A 24871-nucleotide genomic window follows, 5' to 3' on the forward strand; every position below is an offset into this window, starting at 1 on the left:
GACCTGACGTGTTAGAATATTCATGAGTGGCGACTGAGATCCGGCAGTCCTGCTCGCTTTTCCTCCGATTAAAGCGTGCAATTTCGCATTGCTTTCCATATCATGCAGCAAAGATTAATGACAGCTCAAACAACAGACAGCGAAATGACCAAACACACCACAAAACACATTTTTGTCACCGGCGGCGTCGTCAGTTCTTTAGGGAAAGGTCTGACCTCGGCCTCCATCGGTCTGCTGCTCGAACAGCGCGGCCTGCGGGTCCGGATGCAAAAACTCGATCCGTACATCAACATCGATCCCGGCACCATGAACCCTTACGAACATGGTGAAGTTTACGTACTCGACGACGGTTCAGAGACCGACCTCGACCTGGGTCACTATGAGCGATTCACCAACAGCCCGCTCTCCCGCAAATCCAACTACACCACGGGGCAGATTTACCAGCGCGTGATTGAAAAAGAACGCCGGGGTGAATACCTGGGAGCGACCGTGCAGGTCATTCCGCATATCACTGACGAGATCAAAGAATCGGTTTATAACCTGGCCAGTTCCGACGTCGATGTCGTCATCACCGAACTCGGGGGGACCGTGGGCGACATCGAAGGTCTGCCCTTCCTCGAAGCCATCCGGCAGATTCCGCTGGATATCGGTAAAGAAAACTGCCTGTTTATCCACCTGACGCTCCTGCCTTACATCAAGGCGGCGGGAGAAATGAAGACCAAGCCGACTCAGCACAGTGTAGGCCTGCTGCGGCAGATCGGGATTCAGCCCGACGTTCTCATCGTGCGTACGGAACGTCCGATGGACAAGGATCACGCGGACAAGATCGCGTTGTTCTGTAACGTCGAAAAAGGGGCGGTCATCGAAGAGGTCGATACGGAATATTCGATTTACGAAGTGCCCCAGGGGCTGGCCGATGATGGGCTGGATAAGCTCATCATCCGCAAACTGCAGATCGACGCCGAACCTCTGGATCTGACGAACTGGCGGACCCTGTTGAACCGCGTCAAAAACCCGGAACACGAAGTCACCATCGCCGTGGTTGGAAAATACATCGATCACAAAGATGCCTACAAGTCGATTTACGAATCACTGTTCCACGCCGGTTTCCATCACAACACCCGGATTCTGCTGAAGCGGATCGAAGCGGAAGAAGTCGAACGCCAGGGGGCCGAGAAACTGCTCTCCAACGTTGACGGAATTCTGGTTCCCGGTGGATTCGGGAAACGCGGCATCGAAGGCAAAATCGCGTCCGTGAAATTTGCCCGCGAAAACAAGATTCCCTACTTCGGAATCTGTCTGGGCATGCAGTGTGCGGTCATCGAATTCGCCCGGAATGTACTGGGACTCCCCGGTGCCCATAGCACGGAATTCGACAGCGAAACCAGTGCCCCGGTCATCTGTCTGCTCGAAGAACAGAAAGAGATCACCGAAAAGGGGGGCACGATGCGACTGGGGGCCCAGGACTGCATCATTACCAAAGAGTCCAAGGCACACACCTGCTACGGGGCAGACTCCATCAGCGAGCGGCACCGTCACCGGTACGAGTTCAATCCTGAATACCGTACGAAGATGGTCGAAGGTGGGATGATTCCGACCGGTACCAGCCCCAACGGGAACCTGGTTGAAATCGTCGAAATTCCAGATCATCCCTGGTTTCTCGCAGTTCAGTTTCATCCGGAATTCAAGTCCAAGCCGGTCAGCCCGCATCCGCTGTTTGCCGGGTTCGTCGGTGCGGCTTTGAATTATCATCAGCAGAAAGTGCGTGTCTCTGTTTCCTGACAGAGACGCGTGTCTGATTCCGGAATGTATCAGAACAGGGAGACATTCCCCGATGAGCGGTTCTTCTTCTAAAGCAGACCTGCAACTCTCAGGATTGTTGAACGTTAATAAACCCGAAGACGTCACCTCTCGCCAGGTGGTCAACCAGTTTCAAAAGCTGGTCCGCCCGGCCCGAGTCGGTCATGCAGGGACACTCGACCCCCTGGCGACGGGAGTGCTGGTCCTGTGCGTCGGTTCCTCGACCCGGTTGATCCGCTTTGTGCAGGATCAGCCCAAGGAATACATCGGCGAATTCATACTGGGAAAACGGAGCGACACCGACGATATCACAGGCGAAGTCGTCGAGACACCGGACTGTCCGGTGATTGAACGAGAACAACTGGAACGCTTACTCCCCACCTATCGTGGTTCCATCGAACAGACTCCGCCGAAGTTTTCAGCAGTGCATGTGAATGGCAGACGTGCTTATGACCTCGCCCGCCAGGGTAAGACCGTTGAAATCAAGCCCCGCACGGTCGAGGTGTATGAACTGGAAATCGTGAAATTTGAGTTCCCCCGTTTTCAGCTGCGGATAGTCTGCGGTTCGGGAACTTACATTCGTTCGATCGGACGCGACCTGGGAGAAGACCTGGGCGTGGGCGCCACGATGACCTCACTGGTACGTTCGCGGATTGGGGATTTCAAGCTGGAGTCAGCATTGAGCCTTGAAGAACCGCCGACTCTGGAAGCGATCACTGCCCATCTGCAACCGCCAATCAAAGCCGTTCCTCATTTACCACATTACCGGTGCGATGCACGGGAACTGAGAGCCATCAGTCTGGGACAGAAACTGACCGGCCCTCCGGAAAGGCTGCCTGAGACGGACGAAATCACTGAAGTCGCGATCGTCAGTCCCGCGGGTGAACTGGCAGCGATTGCGGAATGGGATCGTCCTCATCAGTGTCTCTCCCCTCGACAGGTTTATGCGCAGCGCCCGAACTAAGCGATCTACCAGAGAAAAAGAAATCACCCGAATCAAGAAATGCGTACTATGCAACTCATCCTGGCCAGTACTTCAACTTATCGCGCGGAACAGTTAAAGCGTCTGGGAATTCCTTTTGCACAAGAGGATCCGCAGGTCGATGAAGACATTCTGAAGCAGGCTGGACTGCCTCCCGCAGAACTGGCCAAACGGCTGGCGCTGGAGAAAGCGCTCCAGGTGCAGCAGCGTTTCCCGACGGCCCTGATTATCGGCGGTGATCAACTGGTTTCCTTCGAAGGAGATGTGCTGGGGAAACCGGGTTCCAACGAACGGGCGGTTCAGCAATTAATGCGACTGCAGGGGACCAGTCATGAACTGATCACGGCGATCGCGGTGCTGGGTCCGGCGTTTGAGGAAGTTCACTGCAATCACACGCGGCTCACGATGCGTGCCCTGGATGAAGCAGCGCTGCGGCGGTATGTCGAATATGACGAACCCTGGAACTGTGCCGGGGCGTACAAGATTGAAAGCCGGGGCATTGCCCTGTTTGAATCGATCGAATCAACCGACCACTCGGCGATTACCGGAATTCCGTTAATGGAGCTGACGTCCCTGTTGAGACGCGCGGGCCTGGAACTCCCTTAAGCCAGGAGTCGCGCAAAAAAAACGCCTGCAGAGGCGGGCCTCCACAGGCGTGGTTCGATTCCTTTCATGAACGTCACTCATACGGACTGGACGTCCAACAGTGCTTCCCGCAGACGATTACGTGCGGTGTGCAGTCGACGCTTGATCGTTCCGATGGGTCGATCGAACTCGTCACTCATTTCCTTCAGGGACTGGCCCTTGAAGTAGAATGAGATCAGGGTCTGACGGTCGACTTCACCCAGCGATTCCAGTCCGCCACGCAGTTCAGTAGCCCGCTCGCTTTCCAGCAGTTTGTCCAGCGGGTTTTCCGGTTCATCGTCCAGGACGATGAAGGTATCCGGGCTCTGAATGCATTCGTTAGGCCGACGAACGGCTCGATTGATCGACATCCGGACGGCGATCTGCCGCAACCAGCCACCGAATCGCTCCGGTGCATTCAGCTGTGACAGTTTCCGCATGGCCTGGATGAAGACATCCTGAGTGACTTCACTGGCTTCAGCGTGGTTACGCAGACGCTTCATTACGATCGCGAAGACCGTAGATTCAAATTGAACAACAAGTGAACCGAAGGCGTCCCGATCTCCATTCTGAGCAGCCGTAACTAACTCGATTAAGTTCTGATCTTCCATTGTAGTATCTCTTCTCTGTCCCTGAATCAGGACTCTGAATTCATTGAAGTTCAAAGTGGTTCGTTAAGCACATGCAAACCAGAAACGGAACAGCGTTTGAATCAGCCGCGAGACCAGAGAAAAAGCGGGTGCGCTTTCACAGGTCACCAGGGGCCCAACGTGCTACGTTTGCCAGTGAATGTGGCAGGGTCAGCTAAAAGGCTGTCGCGTTTTAACCAACCACTTTGAGTAAACGATTTTCTGCTAAAAAGCAGGGAACAGGAATCTGCTTACGAAGCAGTTCCGGTCACGGTGGTCAGGGGGGTTCCCGTTATCTGCATATATCTTTGATAGAGCAGATGCATTGTGGGTTGATGTTGACAACAACTATGCCAACCCATCGGGGAGGACCCCGGCATACCACCGGATTCCGACAATCGTTCTCCACTTAGAGGGCGTAACGCATCTGTACGGAGGGCGGCACGGACGACATCAATCGCTTTCACGACAGCTGCTGCTTTGACAAACACGCTGTTGTTAATTGCTTTGACGACGAAACGACGATTCTGTTTAGAAAAAATCATCAGTGCACCTCCTGCGTTAAACCGCAGAGAAAGAGACTATAAAAAGAGAGGCTCGTGCCTCAAAAGAAAAAACGGACACAAGCCGTTCACAGGTAATTCAGCGGATAGACCTGTTATGATGAGTAACAGGAGTATCCCTCTGCCAGTAAGACAACAATGCCCTGACAAAGGTTCGCTCATTTTTGACAGTTTTCGGAAAAATGTCGATTCTTTCAATAGTAGTTTTACGGATTCCCCAGTGAAACGGAACATTCCGGATCTGTGCCGCCCCACCAGGAGATCTGTAATCTATTTACTCATAATAACTTACAAACAGAGCCCCCCACTCAAAAGCAGGGCGACATTTTTTCAGTATTTTTCCACAAAAGCGAGTGCCAGTCTTATTTCTGACGGGAAATCAGCGAATACACTTTGAACCCGTTCTGTAGATTCTCAACCGGAATATAGGTTTTCGTGCTGAGTGACTGTTTTCCGGTAGTCAGGCTGAAGGTCAGATAGGAGTCCTGGATGCCCAGTTCGCGGATCTGTTTTTCGGCAAAGGGCCCTGTCTGCTGACGGCTCTCGGCAAAGATATTCAGAATCCGCATTACGGTACCTGAGACATCGACCAGGGCGACCAGATTCGCTTTTTCCGCGCCTTGGGCACGGGCTTTTTGAAAGGCGGGCTGGTTTTGCGCGGTCAGGGATGATTTATCCGGCGCGTTGAGGGCTTCCATGAATTTCTGCATCGAGGCCGATCCCCCCATGACCTGCAGGACCTTACCTTCCGGATACGCCATCCGGTTAGTGATCCCGGACGGGCCATAGAGAATTTCGAGCATCCGTTTCTGGATCTGTAGCGGATCGGACGCTGGATCAAGTTCCTGCTTGATGACAGTCAGGTCAACGGGGATGCCGCCTGCCTGTTCTGCGTCGGGCTTAAAGGTGATTTCCTGTTTGATACCCGGCAGAGAGATGTTCTGCATGATCTGCATCATCTGATGCGTGAGCGTCCGCAGCTTGTCCGAAGGGGTGACTTCGGAAACCGTGTAAGCGTGCATCACGCCGTCTGCGAGTTTGCCGAGTTCGAAGGAAAAGTAGTAACTGCCGAACTTGAGACTGCGGATTTCTTTGACGATCTCCGTGAACTTCTCTTTGGCTTCGGCGTTCTGCTGTGTTTCATCAAACATCTGGGCGGTCATGTTCATGCCCCAGGTAATCAACGCATCCGCATTGCCGGCACCGGCGATGTAAGCCAGTTGATGTGCGGGAAAATGTCCCAGCTGATTTAACGGCTGAGGCGGATTGGACTGAAACAGTTGATCGGTTTCGGAATCGGGTTTGACTTCAAACAGGCTTTCCAAGCCGACCCCCTGCTCCGAAAACTGAAAGGCGGTGGTATAAGCGTGCGAATCTTTGACGGCTTGCAGAGAACCTTTCGCCAGCGTCGAATAGAGACTGAGAATCGGTTTTGCATTGACGCCGGGAGCCGCGTTCATGGTTTTGGCGAGCTCTGTCAGTCTGCGATCGACCTGGCCCTCGGCGCGTTTCAGTTGGGCCTGATAGATCTGGACCATCTTCTGCAGATTGAGATAGACCGAGAGATCACCGGAATCGAACAGCTCTTTCGCGGCCGGGCTGAGTTGAGATTCGAACGACTGATCTGTCTGTTTGAGACTGGCCTGTGCCTGCTCGACGAGTTTCTTATCTTCGCTGTAGATCAGCCATTTCTCCTGGAGAGCTGAGTGATATTTCTCACCCAGGGCGGCTTTGCAGGCAGCGGCATCTTTCACGGGGACAATGAAGAGCAAGCCCGGGTCCTGTTCTGCATGCAGAAAGACGCCAACGCTGATCGTCCGTGCCGGGTCGACACCTTCCCAGGTCGGATTTGAGAGCGAACGCCCCACGACGGTTCGCACGTTGGCAGCCAGCAGCCCACTGATGGCTTCGTCGACCTGACTCGTGAGCTGGGTCATTTTCTGTAATGTCGCCTGCGGCTGTTTCAGTCGAATCACGATCCCCGCCTCAGCAGAGATCGCGGCGGTGGGAACTTCAGCAGCGGACACGGTAGACAGTGATATCAGTAACAGGCAGAACAGCAGACCTGATTTCCAGTTGAACAGCATTTGCATTCACTCCGTTTATTAAAAATCGCAAAGTTGGTGAGGCGGATGCCTCATTATATCTGTTGAGGAAAGGACTGAGGACTAAACAGCACCGAGAAACTCGGACAAATTTTAAACCATTTCCATATCAGTATTTACCCTGATTCAGCTCTCTTCTGCTCCATGAGACCGGTGAAAATCTCATCCTGAAACAACTGCGGTAAAATGGGGGTTTCGGGAAGAAGTTTCGCATCAGGAAATGGCTGGCGATAAAAGCGAACTCACGGCATATGCTTTCAGTATCACCTGCAACAGTCGGTGTTTTGTAAATCTGAACTCGTGCTGGAATTTCGTGAATACCGATGAAAATGGAGTCACCATCGATGCGGTTATGCGGGGATCTGGCGATCAAAGGATTGATTACTGCCTCTGCCGACCGTTGTCACTCTCTATGACTCATCGTTCTAAATAACACTGTACTTATAGACGACAAAGATCTCGTTGAAGGATCACAAAGAGCATCAATGTCTACTGGATTTGCCGGCTCTCGTTCCATGGATGAACGCCGACGCCGCAGACTGGCGTCGGAATGTTCTGAATCGCTCGATAACGCGAATGACGATTCAGATTCCCCTCGACTTGCGCGCACGCATCGTTTCGCTGCGGGACAGTATCCGCTACGGACACTGATCTTTCCGCGTCGCTGGAAGCTGGCGCTCTATTACCTGCCGGTACTGCTCTGTTTTTCCGGGCTGATCGCGGCTGACTTTTATCGGGCAGAACTTCCGCCGGAAGGAAAAACGCTCTCTGGCTTGCTGTCACTGAAACAGAGTCCCCTGCTCCCCGTACTGGGAGGCGGCCTCTTGTTCATGACCGGGCAGCTGGCATTGCTGATCGCATCCCTGCGGACTCAAAGCCTGCATGATTTCTCCGGACGATACCGGCTCTGGAAATGGATTGCCTGCGGTCTGTTTCTGCTCGCACTGTGCCTGACGACACAGCTGCATAACGTCTGGGCCCAGACTGTGATAGAGCTGCGGTTGTTTGACTGGGGACCACATACGGGTCTGCTGGCCTGGCTGGCACCAGCCCTGGCGTTCGGGTGTACTGTGGCGTTAATGGCCTATCTGGAAATGCGTGGCGACCGGGCGGGGCTGAACCTGCTGATCGTAGCAGGGGCCACTTATGTTTTGAGCCTGACCTTCCAGTTTACCGATAACCTGATTCCGGGCGAAGCCTGGCATCACATGATCGACGCGGGGCTGTTTTACTTCGCTCACTGGTGTCTGTTTACCAGTCTGCTGCTGCATACACATCATCTGCTGTATCATTCTGTGGATCTGCCCGAGAAAGCTCCTTCCCGCTTCAAGCATGCGGCCAAGGGATATCTGTATCGACGTCGCATTCGCGGTAAAGCCAAGCGGGTTGCCCGGGCTCTGCAACGGAAAGCACGTCTGCAGGAAAAAGAACAACAACAGAAAGAACGGGCAGAACAGAAACAGGCCGAGAAAGTACGTCTGGAACAGGAACGCACAGAAAAAGCGAAACTGAAAGAGGAACAGGCGGCCGCTGCGGCTGAGAAGAAACAGGCAGCCAAAGCAGCTGCGGAAGAAAAGGCCGCACAGAAAGCGGCTGAAAAAGAAGCTGCGAAACAGGCAGCAGCCGAAAAAGCGGCCCAGAAAGCAGCGCAGAAAAAGGCCGTGAAACAGCCCGATCCTGAACCAGAATCGGAAACAGTCGATGAAACGTCCGAACCGGAATCTCAAGTCGAGCAACCGTCAGAACAGCAGCCCACTTCGAGCAAGCGGTCTAAGACGGTCAAAAAGAAAACACGCGTCGACCTGAATCATGATCCGGAACAGCTGAAAGGGTTGAGCAAGCGCGAACGTCGCAAGCTGCAGAAACAGTGGCGTGACGAAGAGCGTCGTCTGGCGGCACAGGAAGCCGAGGACTGGGAATAATTCTCCCGATTTTTGTGATCCGGATTTGAATTTCGCTCGTTTCCCTGCCCGATTCGTTATAGACTGACGGTCATCAGGCGGTCACCCCCTTGTGTTATTCCCTCGATATCGCCTGTTTTCGACACAGTTTTCGCTCCGCCAGCCGGAAAAAAGGATAAGCGACGATGTCCGACGACAATTTTTACGCAGACGATGATCAATTCAAACCGGAAGAATATTCGGCTCCCCCCAAACAGGGAATGAGCTCCGGCGTTAAGATCCTGCTCATCCTGCTGGCGCTCGGGGGCATCGGCATGCTGCTCTGTTGCGGCGGTATCTTCTATGCCGTACGGAACGTGAAGGCCAAGGTAACTGAGAACAAACAGGAAATCACCGAAATCCAGAATGAGATCGCCACGATCAACATTCCCGAATATTTCGTTCCCCAGATGGGCATGTCGGCGGATGTCATCGGCAAAAAGATCCTGATGGCGATCTACGAGGAAAAAGAGAAAGATGGCGGACTGGTGCTGATGAGTTTCGGTATGCCGAACGATGGCATGGTCGACATGAACCAAGAGTTCCGTCAGAACCTGAAACAGCAGAATCAGAACCAGCGGGAACTGAAGATCGATAAAACGGAACAGAAAGAATTTGAAATCAACGGTGAAAAAGTCGAGTTCACGTTCGCCGAAGGCACGGATAAGAACGACAAGAGGTTTCACCAGGTCATGGGTGTCTTCCCGGGCAAAACCGGAGCCACTTTCCTGTTCCTGCAGATCGCGTCTGACAAGTACAACGCAGAAGACATTGAGAACATGATCAAGTCGATCAAGTAGTCACAATCTGACTTCAGTCACTTCACTGGCCCGAATCCCTGTTCGGGCCAGTTTTTTATGCGCGTGATCCCGTTAACGGAATTAAGGACCACTGATCACTTTGACCTCAGGCGGCTCGGCCAGGTCAATCCATAAGCGTTGATCCACTTCCTGGCTGGGCTTTCCGTCATGCACGTAGAACCGATAGCGTGAGACATAGGGTTGGCCCGGCTGGATATCAAAGGGATCGAGCGAAGCGACCGCGAAACAGAAATAAGGCATCGTGGGATGCAGTCGCACTGGTTGTGGGGACCGGAAATTGGTCGGTGCACTGAAAATCGCCACCCCGGCGGTTTCGTCGCCCAGGGGACCATACATCTCGACCCAGTGTGGCCGAGACTGGTTGCCGTTGGTCTTGTTCTTGCCTTCGCTGGTCAGATAATCATAGCCATGGTTCGTATGCCAGTCGGCGTGTCCGCGAATGGTCATGCCGCCGTAATGGATCTTATCAATGGTGACCGGTTTTTCGGTCGCACACTTCTGGACAGAAACGATATCAAACAGGAACTGTTTCTCCAGCGCATAGACGCGGACTTTCCAGTTTTCGTTGAGCATCGTCACGGGGCCCGTCTTTTTCGTCAGGTCGATGTGTTCGATGGAAGTATCTATTTCGCCGAACACCGGACCACCAGTAAATGAATTGACCTGGCTGTGTGCGACTTTCCCCAGTTTGGATTTCTGATCCCAGCCGTTGTTTTCTCGCCCTTCGAAGAGGATCTTTCGCCAGGAAAACATGATGCCATGCTGGTGGGCATGGTCAGGGTTGAAGTCGTCGGTAATCACTTTGCCGGAGGGCGTATAAAGCGGATGAATGTAACCGCTCTTGTCGTAGTAAGACTCATCCCGTTTCGGTGCCTTGACGATGGCGTGATTGTAGGTCAGCACCGGCTTGTCGGCGACTTTGACATTCAGATGGCTGCCATCATCGACGACAGTCACCTGCTCGGCCGGCTTCGTGAATTGCGCCGCATGGAGGCGATATTGACGCGAGGTGCCTGCAGGCAGCGGTTTGCTGAGAATCCAGACCAGAGTCCGTTTGGAATCCGAGGCATCAATCTGCACCGGAACTTCCTTTCCGTCATCGAGGCAGACCAGCGTCAGCTGTTTCTGATTCTGAAGTGGTTCAGGTACGGGGAGACTGATGACGGTCTGCTGCCGATCGTGTTTGCCGGCGCTGACTTTCAGGGTGACGGCGGGACCTGCATACAGGGATGCATCGGTCCCTGCAAACAGTGCCAGCATCAGGAGTGCGATAGTTCGTAGTTGTGATTTCATGTATGACTTCAATCTATAAAGCGGCATCTTAGAGTGTCCATCCTTTGCGGTATTCGCGTTGTACGTATTGCGCGGCCTGGTCGGTATTCGTGGCAGCACCTTTGTCTGCATCCCATTCCACTTTCTCGCCGACGCGGAAGGCGAGATTGCCCAGCAGGATTGTTTCCGTTAATGGGGCTGCATAATCGAAGTGGCAGTTGGTTTTGCCGTTGCCTTTGCAGGCTTCATACCATTCCTGGCGATGATTGCCGATTGCCGGTGGAATCGTTTTCGGCGGTGCTTTGAAGCCGGCGAATTTTTCTTCGGGCAGCAATACGCGCTTACCGTAATCCGCGGCCAGCATGCCATCGGTGCCGACAAACAGAATTCCCGCCGCCCATTCGGGGCCACCCAGTTCGAGAACAGGTTCGGGGGTGTTGCGTCCGTGGTACCAGATCACTTCGACGGGAGGCTTCGAGCCCCGGGCCGGAAACTGCCAGTGACAATCGAGCCAGAACGGAGTGGAATCGGGGTGCAGATCGGGGCCCTTGGTTTCGACCGCATTGGGATACTGCAGATCCAGCGACCAGAAAATCAGGTCCATGTAGTGGCAGCCCATGTTCCCCAGCGTGCCGTTACCAAAGTCCCACCAGTAGTGCCAGTCGTGGGGATGGTAACAGGGATGAAAGTTCTGCATCGGCGCCGGGCCGACCCAGAGATCCCAGTTCAGGGTTTTGGGAATCGGCTGTGGTTCGGCAGGACGATCAACGACATGCTTATAACGTCGCCAGCCTCCCGGTCGTCCAAACCAGACGTGGACCTGCTGCACATCGCCGATGGCTCCAGATTGAATGAGCTCGACCGTCCGCCGGTAATTTTCCCCGGCGTGGTTTTGGGTGCCCATCTGGGTGACGACCTTTTCCTCACGGGCCACACGCTGCATTTCGCGGACTTCATGTATGGAGTGGGCCAGCGGCTTTTCGCAGTAGACGTGTTTGCCGCGCCGCATGGCGTTGACAGCGATAGTGGCGTGGGTGTGGTTGGGAGTCGTCACGACGACGGCGTCGATCTCGTTTTCCAGCTTATCGAGCATGACGCGAAAATCGGCGAAGGATTTCGCTTTCGGAAACTTCGCCTGGTATTTATCAGTGCGGGCGGAATCGACGTCGCACAGGCCGACAATGTTCTGGCTGGAAACCAGTCCCAGGTTCGCGTTCCCCTGGTTCCCCAGCCCGATACAGGCAATGTTGAGCTTCTCATTCGGTGAGGTGCTTTCTGCCTGGGCCGTGTGTGCCCCGAGCCAGAGGCCCGCCCCGCTCAACAACGATGTTTTGAGCATCTCTCGTCGTGTCACTTCAGTTGACGAACTCATGAATAATCCTTTTCCTTTCATCAGCGGCGGTTGGATTGCCGGTTTTCAATCAAATCGTAGTGGTCAATTCAGGTCGCGTGATTTCAGGGAGCCTGTTCGAGATGAAAGACAAACTTATTGTCCGCATCGGGAGAGACCTCGCCGATGAGTTCACTGTCTGTATTGTATTTCTTCGGAATATACGATTCCATGACATCCTCTCCAAAATCACCTTTCTTTCCGGTCTTGCGTGAGGCAAAGATCAGCACCTTTTTTCGGCCGACCGAGCTGGAAAACTCGAAATGGCCCTGCTGAATGACTCCCGCAGAGGCGCTCCCCTTGCCGTCAGCCGGCTCGAAGATGATATCCCCCTGAGGGAGTGGCGTCCCATCGATGGTGACATCCCCTTTGACGGGGGCCATCACCGGGCCGTCACTGGAACCGCAGGCCTGGCAGATTCCACTCAGTAACAACAGACACGCAACATGGAATACATTTTTCTTTCTGACGGTCATTCCGTTTCTTTCCCTGCAGAACAATCAACAATGGCAATTCAATCTGATTCTCTGTGAACGCACTGGAATCGGTTAGAACTCTCCGAGCACTTCACCGCCGGCGCGGGTGCCCAGGCTGCGAAAAGTGCTGGTATCGACATTGTCGGAAATGAAACGGACCGCGCCGTCTCCGAGCAGGAAATGTGCGCCGCCGGTATGGCGACTGCGGGCATAAACGGCATTGTCTCCGCCGGAACAGGAGGTACTGATGGGAGCATAGTCCCGCGAATAACCGTAGGTCACGGTATCGGGCACTGAGGTATTCGGGCCCTGCAGGGTTGTAAATGTTCCGCCGCCTACGTATTTGGTTCCCCAGACGCGGCCGCGTAAATCGCCCACGGTCAGGCAGTCGGCAACCGGACCAGCATTGGGAGTATCATCAACGAGATTGATCTCTCCGGCGGCGATCGTATTTGAAGAACCATCGGTGATGTCGCTGATGCGAACTTTCGAGATGTTGAAGAACATGCCATTCAGTTTGGGAAACGTTCCTGTCGCCCCCTGCGTCGTAGATCCCGAGCAAAGGAGGTAGTTCGAGTAGAATGTGCTTTTCTGACTGCCGATCTTTCCGCTGTTGGGATCTGAGGGGCACATGAAAACGGGCACCTTCACCGAACGTTGTGGATGGGAAGCGAAGTCGCTGACGGTACCGGACTGGAAGCCGTCCCGGAGTTTATCGTACAGCGGTGCCTGATCGACGTAGGGTAAAATCAGATGAAACCAGGACTGCCGGGCATAGTTCTGTCCGGTGTAAGCAGAAACGTTGACGCCACAGACCGTCGCGAAGGGGAAGACCCGATGCGTATCGTGGTAATTGTGGAGTGCGATGCCGAGCTGCTTCAGATTATTTTTGCAGGTACTGCGGCGCGCCGCTTCCCGCGCCTGTTGTACCGCCGGCAGTAAGAGCGCGATCAGAATCGCAATGATGGCGATCACCACCAGTAGTTCAATCAACGTAAAACCGTCTCTTCGTCTTTTCAGGTAGCCCATGTTTTCCTCTTTACGTTTATTAAATAACAGTAATACAAAAACCTCTTATGAATCAGGAACGTTTGACTATGGAACTCGTAATGCAGGCAGTGCTCAATGCAGCCAACGGTCAGTTAGCGGACTCGACGATCACGCGGAACTCGTCGACGTATTTTTCGCCTGAGAGCAGGACGAACGAAAGTGTTTTGCGATCGGCGGAGAGCATGACCTGATCGTAGCGGGCCTTGGGATCGACAATGCCCCTATCCACTTCGGTTCCCTGGTGATAAATGTCTCCGGCGGACTGTTTGACCGGCGGATGGAATAAGACATCGGTCCGGTTCAGCTTTTTCTTTTCGAGGATGACGCCCAGCACGGGTCGCTCAAATGTAATCTCCCCCTGCACCGGGAGAAAGGTTCCTTCCTGGAGGGCGGGATCATAATAAACGCGAAAACAATCGACCTTCGTCCCCGCGGGGAGCAGAATCGGATAGTGCAGTTTGTTCTCTGTGAGCTGCTCCTCCGGGGTTGGCGAGACCAGCACGCTTAAATCCCGGGGCAGCTTAACCTGACTGCGTTCGGGGAAGATGAAGGCCAGGTCGTCGTGTTCGAAGACCTGATACTTGCCGGTTGCGAGTGCCTCGGGCAGTTCTTCCTGGAAGATCACCGAGTTGGAATAACCTTTAATGCCGTATTGTTCGCCCCGGGTGCGAAAATCGGGGGTGTCTTCGATTCTTTTCTGACGCGAGTCGATTTTCGCCGACTGATGTTCGTCGAGCTGTCGACTGCTGCTGACAACGCCGGCCGGATCGACGAGGGACGCGATGACTTTGCCGCGAAAGACTTCAACCCGGGTATCTTCGGTTTCTGCAGTCTGTACGGAAAACAGTGTCCCCAGATCGATAACCCGACCGTGGGGCGTATCGACCTGGAACCCGATGCCCGTGCTGGGGACATTGGCGATGAACTTGCCTTCCTGCAGATGGATCGAATTCTTCCCGGTGACTTCATAAGCGGCGGGCGCGGAAATCAGAACGGTGGCCCCGGTCGGAAAGTGCAGTTCCGCCGATCCCTCAGCGAGGACCTGCCGGATATGATTCTGTACGCGTTCTCCCGAACTCAACACGACGGTTTCCGCTTCTTTCAGCTGGAAAGTTCCCTTCAGGAGATAGCCGCCCGTCAGCAGGAGCAATAACGCAGCGACCGCAACGACCGGATACCAGAGGCGGCGTACCGTCGGGCGTGGCTGCAGGTTGTCTGTCTCGGGGAGGAATTCTGTTTCAGTGGGAAGACCGAATACGTGGTCCTGGTCGGCGGCCCATTCGCGGAGGACGAGATCATCGCTGGCAAACTCGATCAGCTGTTCTGCGAGTTCGGGTTCGCGGCAGAGTCGTTCTTCGAGCCGCGCTGTCCCCTGGGCAGACAGGCTGCGATCCAGGTAAGCCTGCAACAGTTGATCGTCATTCAATTCGTTCACTCTCCTGACTCCTGCTGCAGACGCTGTGCGATGCAATCGCGCAAGATCGTCCGAATACGATGAATTTTCGCGTAAACCGCGTTCACATTCTGACCGAACTGCCGGGCGACCCGGGTACCGCATTCACCTGAGGTGTTGTAATAACGGGCGATCAACTCTCGACTCCTCCGGGGCAGACGCTCCAGGCATTCCTGCAATCTCTCCTGTCGCTCCGAGAGCGGCTGACGCTGTTCCACATGATGGGCGGCGTCGGAGAGTGCTGAGATGACCTGCGGACTGACCGGCTGCTCTTTTTTCGACTTACGGTAAAAGGCGAGAACACGGCGAGAAGCGATCTCGCGTGCCCAGGGAAAAAAGCCGTCTTCGGTCTGCAATTGCGAAAACGACTCGACCACCGCCATGGAAACTTCCTGAAACAGGTCATCCGCGTCGGTGGGATTGCGTACACATGCATAGAGGTAGGCGTACAATGCCCCCTGATACTGCACGAGCAGCTGTGTGACGGCAGATTGTGAATCTGTCTCAGCAGGCATGTTTCGCTTTCATTGGCTGTTTGTTTCCTGATTAGTAAGGTCGCGAGCACGCGATTTTTTACGCGCAAAATTGAAAATTCACCATATTTTATCCCAAAAGTAGCTCAGGGGTGCCTGGAGGGCTATGATAGGCGTGCCCTGACCGGTGATTTTTGTGAAGTTGTGTCTCCCACGCTGGCCACTGCACGGGCTTCTGACCGACGGGTTGAAATAATCCATGATTCCTCAACACTGGAGTGCTCCGATGCCAGTCCTGTCCCGTTTTGCTTTACTGATGCTGTTCTGTCTGAGTCTAGTGCTCGTCGGTGGAAATTCCAACGAGTTGCGGGCTGAGTCACGCCCGAATGTGCTGTTCATTGCCGTGGATGACCTGCGGCCCGAGCTGGGCTGTTATGGAGCGTCACATATTCAGAGTCCGCACATCGATCAGTTGGCGGCCAGTGGTCTGCTGTTCAATCGGGCTTATTGCCAGCAGGCGGTCTGTTCGCCTTCGCGGACGAGCCTGATGACCGGGCTGCGTCCCGATTCGACGAAGGTCTACGATCTGGATACGCACTTCCGTAAGACGGTGCCCGATGTGGTGACACTGACACAGCAGTTCATGAAGCATGGATACAAATCGATCGGGATGGGCAAAATCTATCATGGGAGCCTGAACGATAAGGCGTCATGGGATGCTTACCCCACGGTCAGAGGCAGAGGATATCAGCTGCCTGAGACGCTGGCGGGAATTCGGGAACGGACTAAAGGACTCGACGTAAAAAAAATGAACTGGCGGCAACGTTCTAAGCTGACGCGGGGGCCCGCTACGGAGATGGCGGATGTGCCGGACAAACAGTATCGCGACGGGGCGATCGCCGAACAGGCGATTAAATCACTCCGGGAGTTGAAACAGAATCAGCAGCCCTTCTTCCTGGCGGTCGGATTTCTGAAGCCGCACCTCCCCTTTGTGGCGCCGCAGAAGTACTGGGATCTCTACGACCGCAGGCAGATCAAGCTGGCTGAGAACCGCTTCCCGCCTGAGAACGCACCGAAATTCGCGTTGACCAACTGGGGAGAACTGCGGAACTATTCTGACATGCCGGCCAAAGGGGATCTGACCGACGAGCAGCAATTGCAGTTGCGGCACGGTTACTATGCCTGCGTCAGTTTCACTGATGCAAACATTGGTAAAGTGCTGGATGAACTGCAGCGGCTGGAACTGGATGAGAACACGATTGTGATTCTGTGGGGCGATCATGGCTGGAAGCTGGGCGAACACAACGGCTGGTGCAAGCATACGAACTTTGAAAACGACACCCGCGTGCCGCTCATCATTCGGGCACCGGGGATGCAGGCGCAGGGAAAAACCAGCGAGGCCCTGGTGGAATTTGTGGATATCTACCCGACGCTCTGCGATTTAGCGGGACTCCCCCTGCCCGCGCACCTGGAAGGGACCAGCTTCAAACCGTTGTTAAGCAACCCGCAGCGTCCCTGGAAGCCGGCCGCTTTCAGCCAGTATCCACGGGGACGCGTGATGGGTTATTCGATGAAAACGGATCGCTACCGCTACACCGAATGGCAGGACCGTAAGTCAGGTAAGGTCGTCGACCGCGAATTGTACGACCATCGGCAGGATGGTGCCGAGAACGATAACATCGCCGGTCAGCCGGACCAGAAGCGGGTGGTGAAACAATTGTCGGCTCAGCTGAAAAAGAACTGGAAAGGGGCCGTGGTGCCTGATTGAGCTGGGGGATATTGGATGCAGTCTTGCAGTGGTAGCCATTATTGAATCCTGACACGTTTTCTATTTCTCGTTGGTTTATCAGGAGTAAGCAGTATGAGCTTTTCCCATTTTCTCAGTGCGACAATTCTTCTGTGGGCTGTATTCGCCGGACCTGTGGACCGACTGTTCGCGCTACAGGAGAACTCACCGACGAAGGAGTATCTCGGGTTTCCGGAGAATATCAAAAAACAGCAGACAGTCGCCTGGCAAGATACACAGGTCCCATTACTGCGATCAGGGGCTGAGTCACCTGAGATGATCACAGGAAAACGTGCCGTTTATAAACTGAAGCATGGCTCCCGAAAGCGGACCATTCCTGTGGTTATCTTCTCCGATCCCCAATCAGGCCTGACCTGGGCGGGCCCCGAACAGAATACTTATCTGGTGTTGCAAGAGGGGATTCTGGGCTTTCGCCTCATAGGAGATCGCATCGACTGGTGCGAGAGTTTACTGCAGCGTGATCCGAATGCGGTCTCCCCTGAACTGACATCTCGTTTTGAACAGGATATCTCAGGCTTCACATTGCTGCAGTCAGCGCTACCATTAAGCAATGTGTTGAAACAAGAAAATACAACCCTGCTGGGGGCGCATATCAAAAACCCGTGGATGTTTACGAATGGTGCATTCAGCTCTCAAGGTGCCACCCCGATTCTCAAAAAGCTGCAATGGGACGCCGGCTTATTGAAACTCGATTTGACTGATCGGACGAAAAAGTTTGCTGCGACGGTCTGGATTGATCCCCAGACCAGAAAGGTAAAGAAAACTGAGGAGAAACCCTGGAGCTTTTTTGGTGACAGCAACCCAAAAGTGAAGCAGTAAAGATAGTTTTTCTCAGGAGTCAGACAATGCTTCTTACATTGACTGCCTTTGCACTTTGTTTTCTTTTCACTGTCATTGATCAGGTTTGTCTTTCCATCGCCTGTCGGCATGCGCGAAATGCAGACTTGATCATCAGTAAGCCGAATGAACTTCTTAATGTGCGTGAATTGAAAACATGGTCGATGATTTCTGATTTCGCCCGTTGTGATTCGAATGAGAAATTAAGAGACCTGGTCACAGTGCATGACTTCCTTTTCAAAGCTCGTATTGTGACTTTTCTCCTGTTTATCCTGGCAGGTCTGTACTCTGTAACCAAATGGTAAACGGCATCAGACAAGAATCGTGTCTTTTCTCCCTGTCGCCCGGCGGGCGGACACGTGGGTCCGCACGCTCCTATTCCGGGGTTGGCAGGCTGGTTCTGAGTTGATTTTTCAACCGGGGCTAAGGCCCTGCGGCTGCTTTGATTTGAGCGGAATAGCGTTTGCCACCGTGATGTACTTTGATGATCTCACTGATTACCGGCGGCTAGCGCCTTGCCGCTCAGGAGGATACGGGGGCGATTGCAAATCACGTTTTGGAAGCATCCGATTAATCATCACATGATGAATCCATTGTTGAGATCGGGGAGATGTTGCCAGAGTTGCAGCATTCCCTCGCGTGTGATTGCGGTGCCTCTTATTTCGAGCAATTTCAACTGAGTCATGCCGTTTAAGTAGGGCAGGCCTGCATTCGTTACTTTCGTGTGATCGACCCACAACGTTTTTAGCCTGGGGAGCTTTGCAATTTCCTGCAGAAACGGATCTTCGATGTTGCTTTCAATCAAATTCAGATTTTCAAGATCTTGGCATTTGACGATTTGTTGGAAACCTTCCACGGTCAACTTATCGCATTCACGAAACGAGAGTTTCTTGAGTGATGTGAACTTGACGGTGGCGAATCCGGTTCCGGTTATTTTTGTATCCCCCAGGTCAAGTATTTCCAGTCGCTGCAGGGACGCTAATTTTGCAAGCCCTTCGTCGCTAATTTGCGTTCCATTAAGATATAAATGCGTTATTTCATTGGCACATGATTGTTTAAAAATGTCCAGATCGAGGTCATCAACATTTTGGTTAGCAAGTTCTACCAAACAAATATCGCCAAGTTCATTTTGCAGGGAGACCCCATCTTTCTTCTCAACGAACGCAGCTAATTCATCCATACCATTCCTTTCTTATTATTGAGTTCACTGATTGATCATGTTGACGAATCGATGAAGGGAGCAGGATCTGAATCTTCAGTTCGATCTGAAATGTTTCCTACTCGCTGTGCTCGAACCGAATTGCACTCGGGCCTACCCGGGGCGCTTGCGAATCACGTTTCAATGCATCCGATTAAGCATCACATGATCAATTCCTTGTTGAGATCGGGGAGATGTTTCCAGAGTTGCAGCATGCCCTCTCGTGTGACTGCAGTGCCCCTGGTACTGAGCGATTTCAACTGAGTCATGTCGTTCAAATATGGCAGACCTGCGTTTGTCAGTCTGGTGTAATCAGCCCACAGAGTTTTTAGCCTGGGGAGTTTGGCTATTTCCTGCAGAAATTGATCGTCGATGTTGCTTTCAATCAAATCCAGTTTTTCAAGATTTTGGCAGTTGACGATTTCTTTGAATCCATCCACTGTCAGCATATCACATTCATATAATGAGAGTTTCTTAAGTGATGAGAACTTGACATTGGCGAATCCGATCCCTGCAATTTCTGTGCCCCCCAAGTCAAGGTCCTCCAGTCGCCGCAGGTACGTTAATTTTGCAAGCCCTTCATCTGTCACTTGTGTGCCGCTGAGAAATAAATACGTAATTTGAGAGACGCCTGATTGCATAAAGATGTCCAGATCCTGGTCATCTACCTTTTGGTTCGTCAGATCTACCCAGACAAATTCGCCCTGTTCGTTTTGCGAAATGCGTCCGCCCTTACTTTCGACGAACGATATTAAATCTTCCATACCATTTCCTTTCCTGATCATGGATTTCAAATGTTGAGATTGATGAATTTCTGTTTTGTCGAGTTGAAGGGAGCGGGAACCGGATTCTTCGGTTCTCTTTGTGAAGTTCGGATCCGTTCCACTTCGCGATTTTCAGCTACGGGCGTGCGTTACTTTTGCTTAACATCGACCGTCGGGTTGACGGGATCAGCAGCAGCCCTGACAGAGAACATTGGGGGGCTGATTCAGAATCAGTATCACCAGGCGGGGACATGGGAGTCCGCACACCATAGTTCGATCTGGGATGATTCCTGCTCGCTGCGCCCGGCCCGAAATGCATTTGGGCCTAACGGTTGTGGCAACCGACGTCAGCGGGTTTTCAGTCAGGTGCCAATGAGAGCAGGATGGGATCAAATGGCATCTGGCAGACACGCAGGCCTGCTTGTACGGGTGATCTTAGCGGAAACTTGTTCGAGATGGAAGACATAATCGGGAATGAAGGATCTGGCGGGCGGATACGTGGGGTCGCACCCTGGTTTTCAGAGGTTGGCAGGCTGGTTATGGTTTGTTTGTTTCGACCGGGGCTAAGGCCCTGCGGCTGCTTTGGTTTTGCCTGTTGTTGTCGTGTCTTAATGCTGGCAGGTAGCGAAGTGTCACTGCAGACCATCTGACTTTGGGATCAGTTTTCCCAGATCCGATTATCTGGCGCGCAAAATCCTGTAACGAAGTCCAACAGTTCGAGTATTCGATCTTCTTCCTTTTCGGTTTTACATTCCTGGCGAAGACCTTCCAATGTCGTTCGAACCTTCTCCTGCTGAAAGCCCTCGCTTTTCACCTGACGCAGTTCTTCGATTACGAACTGTAATGATGTGTCAGATACGACGAGTATCTTAAGACGTTGTTTCAGTGAATGATCCATCTGATGTCTGAGTAAAAAGGTGTAAGCCAATTGTCCCCTGCTGCTTGTCGATTTCAGGGTCGACTATATGAAATAGAGGATACTCACGATTCCTATGGAAAATACGCCGGCTGCGAATGCAATTTTTTTGAATGTTTCTGGGGGGTATTTTTCTTTCAATCGCCGACCGAGCCAGAACCCGAAAAGACCGGCCATGAGTATGATGAAGAAAGGATAGCCATCCAGCCAGTTACCACCTGAGATGATGGGATTCGCGGCCGGTGCCATAAAGGCGCCCAGAACACCGAACATCATCGCATACCTGACACAGGTGGAGGCATCGAGTTGTTCTTCCAGTCGATAAGCGATCCACAATCCCATGAGAGACCAGACTGCAATCGTGCATAACCTGAAAGTGAACTCCCCCGGCAGGACAGCGCCGACGCCCATGCCTGCGATTACGATCAGCAATACGAGGAAATCCTTGAGATAGTTTTTCATTTTCAATACCCGATGTTCGTGTGAAACAGTTCTCAGCTTCGGAATGATATTTCTGTGATTGTTTAATGAGACAGCGGTAAGGTAGCGAGGACCTGAACTGGTTATTGGTTCAGATTAACATTTTTCAGCTAGGGGTGTGAGGGGCATTCCTTAAAATGATGGGTTTGGAATGTAGTTCCGTTGGTAATGATACTGGATTCATTATCACCCGGAGGGCGGACACGTGGGGCCGCACCCTGTTTTTCACGGTTGGTTTCCTGTTTCTGGATTGCTCTGTTGCTCTGATGGTTTTCTGCTCGCTGCGCTCGGCCCGAATTTTATTCGGGCCTACCCGGTTGTGGGCTGGTTCTGGATTGTTTGTTTCAGACTGGGCTAAGGCCCTGCGTCTGATTTGGTTTGAGCGGAATGGTGTTGGCTACCGGGATGTGCATTGACTGTCTAGCTGATTACCGGCGGCTAGCGCCTTGCCGCTCAGGGGATTTGGGTTCGATGTATTACTCTGGTTTACTGGTTTCTTCAGACAAGGTGATATGCAGGGAGACCGAACAGGTGGCTCGTGTTGAGATTGATTTTGTTGAAGGGCAGCTGGGGGTCAAGACAGAATTTTGTCCCGATGTGGCCGGATTTTGTCCTGGTGTGTCTCGGATTTTGTCCTTGTCTGACCGGAATCTGTCCTGGTCTGCCCTGAACATCGGGGGGAGAACTTTGCGAACCAGTTCAATCTGTTCCACTGAAAAGCCGGTGAAAAACGTCCGTGATTCAGGTGAATCTGAGTCAGTGGTGCGTCCTGTTCCAGTGCACGATGACCTGCCTCGCGCGCGAGCCACGTTCGAAACAGGATACGGATCGACGGGGGCGGTTCAAGTTCAATTTGAGCAGTCCCACTCAGGATCTGCGCAGTGGTGCGTACAGGAAAGTGAGATCTGTTTATGAGAGAACAACCAGGAGTGGGACGAGCGAAGCGTGTTGTGCGCATGAAAAAAGGCAGACAGGTCGAAGCCTGTCTGCCGATAGGTGGTTCTCGGTTAAACCGGGATCACTCAGGAGACCTTCATGGCCTCAGCGAGAATCTGGGAAGTACTTTCCCGCATGATCCGGGGATCAACCATTTCGCCCTTCTGGAGGGTGGCACGGACTTCTTTTCCGGAGATGAAGACCGGCTTTTCTTCGGAATGGTTTTCCATCAGGTCGACGCGGCCCATCGATTCGTAGTAGGCTGCGAAGCCAACGTTGACGGGCTGAATCAGCAGTTCGCCATTCAGGTTGTTGAAGATTTCCTGGGCGTCGAAGTCACCCCAGATCGCGGTGCCGTCTGCGTAAGGAGCGTCGGCATGTTTACGACCGATGATGATGTTCGTGTAGCCCATGTTCTGACGGTAGATGGCGTGCATGACGGCTTCTTTGGGACCGCCGTAGAACATTTTGATGTCCAGACCGAGCAGCAGAACGCGATCGGGAGGATTGTCGTCGCGGGCACCCCAGAGTTCGGGATCGCTGTCGCCATCGCCCAGTTCACGGTTTTCGATCAGCTTTTCGTAGGTCTGCATGCGGATCTCTGCACTCACGTCGTCGCTCTTGGTTTCCCCGATCAGCGGGTTGAGGACAGCGCCGGCGTTCTTGCCGTCTTTCAGGAGTTTTTCGAGACCGTAGACCAGGGCGTATTCGTGAGCCCGGTGCAGCGGGTTACGAGTCTGGAAGGCAACCACGGCATCCCAGCCTTTTTCTGCGATCAGGGCACGGACTTCGCGAGGAGTCAGAACGTATTTGCCGAATTCGCTGTTCTTGGGCTGAGGCAGCACGCGGATTTCACCACCGATCAGGTGAGTTTTATCGGCATCGCCTTCGAGGACCATGGCCGCACCAGGGTGGTCGGTGCGTTCGGTCTGGTAGACGCTCTGGATGTATTTGGGTTTGTCCCATTCGAAGACGTCACCGATTTCCAGGATCGCGACGATTTCGCCTGCCGGGCAGGTCAGAGCGACTTTCTGTCCGCTGGAGAGGGTGCCGGCCAGTTCGGAGGTGACGGGCAGTGCGAGCGGGATGGTCCAGGCGTATTTCTTACCGTTGACTTCGATGCAGGCTTCGTCCAGCACGCGATTGTAGACGTCCCCGTTCATCGGTCCGGTCAGCGGGCTCAGAGTCCCGTCGCCGAGGCGGTATACGGTAGACAAGTCGGCGGCAGAAACAGGAACCTGGGGCAGGCTGGCTGCTTCGGCTTTGAAGCTGTCAATTTCCCCTGCGGGCACTGTACAGCAAACGGGTTCAGTCAACCCTCCGTGAGGGGCAATCAGATCGGCCATTGTTTGAATTCTCAATATTTGTAAAAAGTTCCGAAATTAACGCCAGCCAGTGGGCGTCTCCAGCAGCGAAATTAGGGAAACGCCGTCAAAACTTCAAGCAACAGACAGGGGGATTCATGGAAATCAAAAAACTCTCTCGTTTCACGGCAATTTCCGCCGGTTTAAGTCGAATTCAGCCACGCAAACCGGCCTGTTTCATGAGGGAATCGGTGGATTCGTATGCTTCGCGGACCCATTCCTCGATTTTGTCGGGTTCGGGGGAGTACTCGAGCTCGAGTGAAATGGCCCCGTCGATGTTCAATTTTTTAATCTCAGCCAGGTAGGGTTCGAAGTGAACAACGCCACGCCCGGGAGGCAGATCGCCGTGTACTTGACCGTCGCAGTCCGAAATGTGAACATGGATGGCCTTGCCCTGCAGCTTCTGCAGTTCGGGTGGTTCGACGCCGGCGAGCAGGAGGTGCGAAACGTCGATATTGGCCTTGAGCGCGGGATGATCGACTTCATCGACGAAGCGGACCATGGAATCGACGTCGTTGAGCAGCGAGAGGGGGAACGGTTCGAGTTCCAAGGCGATTTCCAGCCCCAGGTTGACTGCGTATTCGGCGAGCCTGCGACAATTCTCCACCGCGGTTTGCCACTGCTCTGCGGGGGGAATGACTTCGCGGTTCCAGATGTATTCCCCGAGCACCAGCAAGAGGTTGTGTGCCTGGTACTCGTAACAGAGGTCGAGGTAATCCCTGACGCGCTGGAGATGGAACCGCTGCACGCTGGGATTGAAATCGATCAGGCCGACCGCGACACAGCAGACGGACATGATGGGCAGGTCGAGCTGGTCACAGGTATCCTTGACCAGTCTCCGCTCGCGGATGTCGACATCCTGTGGATCGATGAAGATATCCACGCAGTCAAAGCCGATCTCTTTCGTTTTGTGCAATCCCCAGGCGGTATCACGACCGGCCTGAGCCCAGGCGGAGTTGATCATCCCCAGTTTCATAGAGGTTCCTTTGCA

At 53.3% G+C, this 24871-nt stretch carries 21 protein-coding genes; 7 read left to right on the forward strand and 14 right to left on the reverse strand.

All coding sequences use genetic code 11. The features are described 5' to 3' along the window. Positions 1-117 precede the first annotated feature (117 nt). From HG66A1_RS16805 to HG66A1_RS16815, 3 genes are read left to right on the forward strand one after another with little or no spacing between them, the layout of a single operon-like run. On the forward strand, positions 118-1782 hold the full coding sequence (locus HG66A1_RS16805) for a CTP synthase (RefSeq protein ID WP_315851609.1): 1665 nt from the start codon (positions 118-120) through the stop codon (positions 1780-1782). A 52-nt stretch (positions 1783-1834) separates the two neighbouring features. After that, the gene (gene truB, locus HG66A1_RS16810) at positions 1835-2764 is read left to right on the forward strand and encodes a tRNA pseudouridine(55) synthase TruB (RefSeq protein ID WP_145186343.1); all 930 of its coding nucleotides are present in this window, start codon (positions 1835-1837) and stop codon (positions 2762-2764) included. A 48-nt stretch (positions 2765-2812) separates the two neighbouring features. After that, positions 2813-3388: a Maf family protein gene (locus HG66A1_RS16815; RefSeq protein WP_145186346.1), complete on the forward strand. Its 576-nt coding sequence runs from the start codon at positions 2813-2815 to the stop codon at positions 3386-3388. Between the two features lie 77 nt (positions 3389-3465). Here the strand turns inward: HG66A1_RS16815 and HG66A1_RS16820 are convergent, their stop codons facing one another. The 3 genes from HG66A1_RS16820 to HG66A1_RS16830 form a co-directional block, all read right to left on the reverse strand. Further along, a complete protein-coding gene (locus HG66A1_RS16820; RefSeq protein WP_145041608.1) occupies positions 3466-4017 on the reverse strand; it encodes an RNA polymerase sigma factor in 552 nt (183 codons plus the stop codon). A gap of 269 nt (positions 4018-4286) precedes the next feature. Next, a complete protein-coding gene (locus HG66A1_RS16825; RefSeq protein WP_145041609.1) occupies positions 4287-4580 on the reverse strand; it encodes a hypothetical protein in 294 nt (97 codons plus the stop codon). Positions 4581-4960: 380 nt separating this feature from the next. Beyond that, on the reverse strand, positions 4961-6685 hold the full coding sequence (locus HG66A1_RS16830) for a hypothetical protein (RefSeq protein WP_145186349.1): 1725 nt from the start codon (positions 6683-6685) through the stop codon (positions 4961-4963). Between the two features lie 503 nt (positions 6686-7188). Here HG66A1_RS16830 and HG66A1_RS16835 point away from each other — a divergent pair. Together HG66A1_RS16835 and HG66A1_RS16840 are read left to right on the forward strand one after the other, a co-directional pair. Next, the gene (locus HG66A1_RS16835) at positions 7189-8625 is read left to right on the forward strand and encodes a hypothetical protein (RefSeq protein WP_145186352.1); all 1437 of its coding nucleotides are present in this window, start codon (positions 7189-7191) and stop codon (positions 8623-8625) included. A gap of 164 nt (positions 8626-8789) precedes the next feature. Further along, the gene (locus HG66A1_RS16840) at positions 8790-9443 is read left to right on the forward strand and encodes a hypothetical protein (RefSeq protein ID WP_145186355.1); all 654 of its coding nucleotides are present in this window, start codon (positions 8790-8792) and stop codon (positions 9441-9443) included. A gap of 81 nt (positions 9444-9524) precedes the next feature. Here the strand turns inward: HG66A1_RS16840 and HG66A1_RS16845 are convergent, their stop codons facing one another. The 6 genes from HG66A1_RS16845 to HG66A1_RS16870 all read right to left on the reverse strand — a co-directional run bounded on the left by HG66A1_RS16845 (position 9525) and on the right by HG66A1_RS16870 (position 15620). Further along, positions 9525-10757: a PmoA family protein gene (locus HG66A1_RS16845; protein ID WP_197996630.1), complete on the reverse strand. Its 1233-nt coding sequence runs from the start codon at positions 10755-10757 to the stop codon at positions 9525-9527. Positions 10758-10785: 28 nt separating this feature from the next. After that, positions 10786-12108 (reverse strand): Gfo/Idh/MocA family protein, encoded by a 1323-nt coding sequence (locus HG66A1_RS16850; RefSeq protein ID WP_145186360.1) that lies wholly within the window; start codon positions 12106-12108, stop codon positions 10786-10788. Between the two features lie 83 nt (positions 12109-12191). After that, positions 12192-12602: a hypothetical protein gene (locus HG66A1_RS16855; RefSeq protein ID WP_145186364.1), complete on the reverse strand. Its 411-nt coding sequence runs from the start codon at positions 12600-12602 to the stop codon at positions 12192-12194. A 72-nt stretch (positions 12603-12674) separates the two neighbouring features. Further along, positions 12675-13631, reverse strand: a complete 957-nt coding sequence (locus tag HG66A1_RS16860; RefSeq protein ID WP_145186367.1) for a DUF1559 domain-containing protein — start codon at positions 13629-13631, stop codon at positions 12675-12677. Between the two features lie 109 nt (positions 13632-13740). Continuing rightward, positions 13741-15087 carry a FecR family protein gene (locus tag HG66A1_RS16865; RefSeq protein WP_197996631.1) on the reverse strand — a complete coding sequence of 449 codons (1347 nt, stop codon included), beginning with the start codon at positions 15085-15087 and terminating at the stop codon, positions 13741-13743. Then, positions 15084-15620, reverse strand: coding sequence for a sigma-70 family RNA polymerase sigma factor (locus HG66A1_RS16870; protein ID WP_145186373.1), 537 nt, complete (start codon positions 15618-15620; stop codon positions 15084-15086). The genes HG66A1_RS16865 and HG66A1_RS16870 overlap by 4 nt, the downstream gene beginning before the upstream one ends. Positions 15621-15864: 244 nt before the next feature. Between HG66A1_RS16870 and HG66A1_RS16875 the strand changes: the two genes are divergently transcribed. Next, positions 15865-17346, forward strand: a complete 1482-nt coding sequence (locus tag HG66A1_RS16875) for a sulfatase (protein ID WP_197996632.1) — start codon at positions 15865-15867, stop codon at positions 17344-17346. Between the two features lie 93 nt (positions 17347-17439). Beyond that, positions 17440-18204 (forward strand): hypothetical protein, encoded by a 765-nt coding sequence (locus tag HG66A1_RS16880; RefSeq protein ID WP_145186375.1) that lies wholly within the window; start codon positions 17440-17442, stop codon positions 18202-18204. A 595-nt stretch (positions 18205-18799) separates the two neighbouring features. Here HG66A1_RS16880 and HG66A1_RS16885 read toward each other — a convergent pair. From HG66A1_RS16885 to HG66A1_RS16905, 5 genes are all read right to left on the reverse strand, one after another. Then, complete coding sequence (locus HG66A1_RS16885; protein ID WP_145186378.1) at positions 18800-19402, reverse strand: hypothetical protein; 603 nt, start codon at positions 19400-19402, stop codon at positions 18800-18802. Between the two features lie 179 nt (positions 19403-19581). Further along, complete coding sequence (locus tag HG66A1_RS16890) at positions 19582-20184, reverse strand: leucine-rich repeat domain-containing protein (RefSeq protein ID WP_145186381.1); 603 nt, start codon at positions 20182-20184, stop codon at positions 19582-19584. Positions 20185-21145: 961 nt separating this feature from the next. Continuing rightward, on the reverse strand, positions 21146-21562 hold the full coding sequence (locus HG66A1_RS16895) for a hypothetical protein (protein ID WP_145186384.1): 417 nt from the start codon (positions 21560-21562) through the stop codon (positions 21146-21148). 1040 nt (positions 21563-22602) lie between these two features. Continuing rightward, the gene (locus HG66A1_RS16900; RefSeq protein ID WP_145186387.1) at positions 22603-23862 is read right to left on the reverse strand and encodes a sulfate adenylyltransferase; all 1260 of its coding nucleotides are present in this window, start codon (positions 23860-23862) and stop codon (positions 22603-22605) included. Positions 23863-24034: 172 nt separating this feature from the next. Next, positions 24035-24856, reverse strand: coding sequence for a sugar phosphate isomerase/epimerase family protein (locus HG66A1_RS16905; protein ID WP_145186390.1), 822 nt, complete (start codon positions 24854-24856; stop codon positions 24035-24037). Between the last annotated feature and the right edge of the window lie 15 nt (positions 24857-24871).

The organism is Gimesia chilikensis, assembly GCF_007744075.1.
GTDB classification, from domain to species: domain Bacteria; phylum Planctomycetota; class Planctomycetia; order Planctomycetales; family Planctomycetaceae; genus Gimesia; species Gimesia chilikensis_A.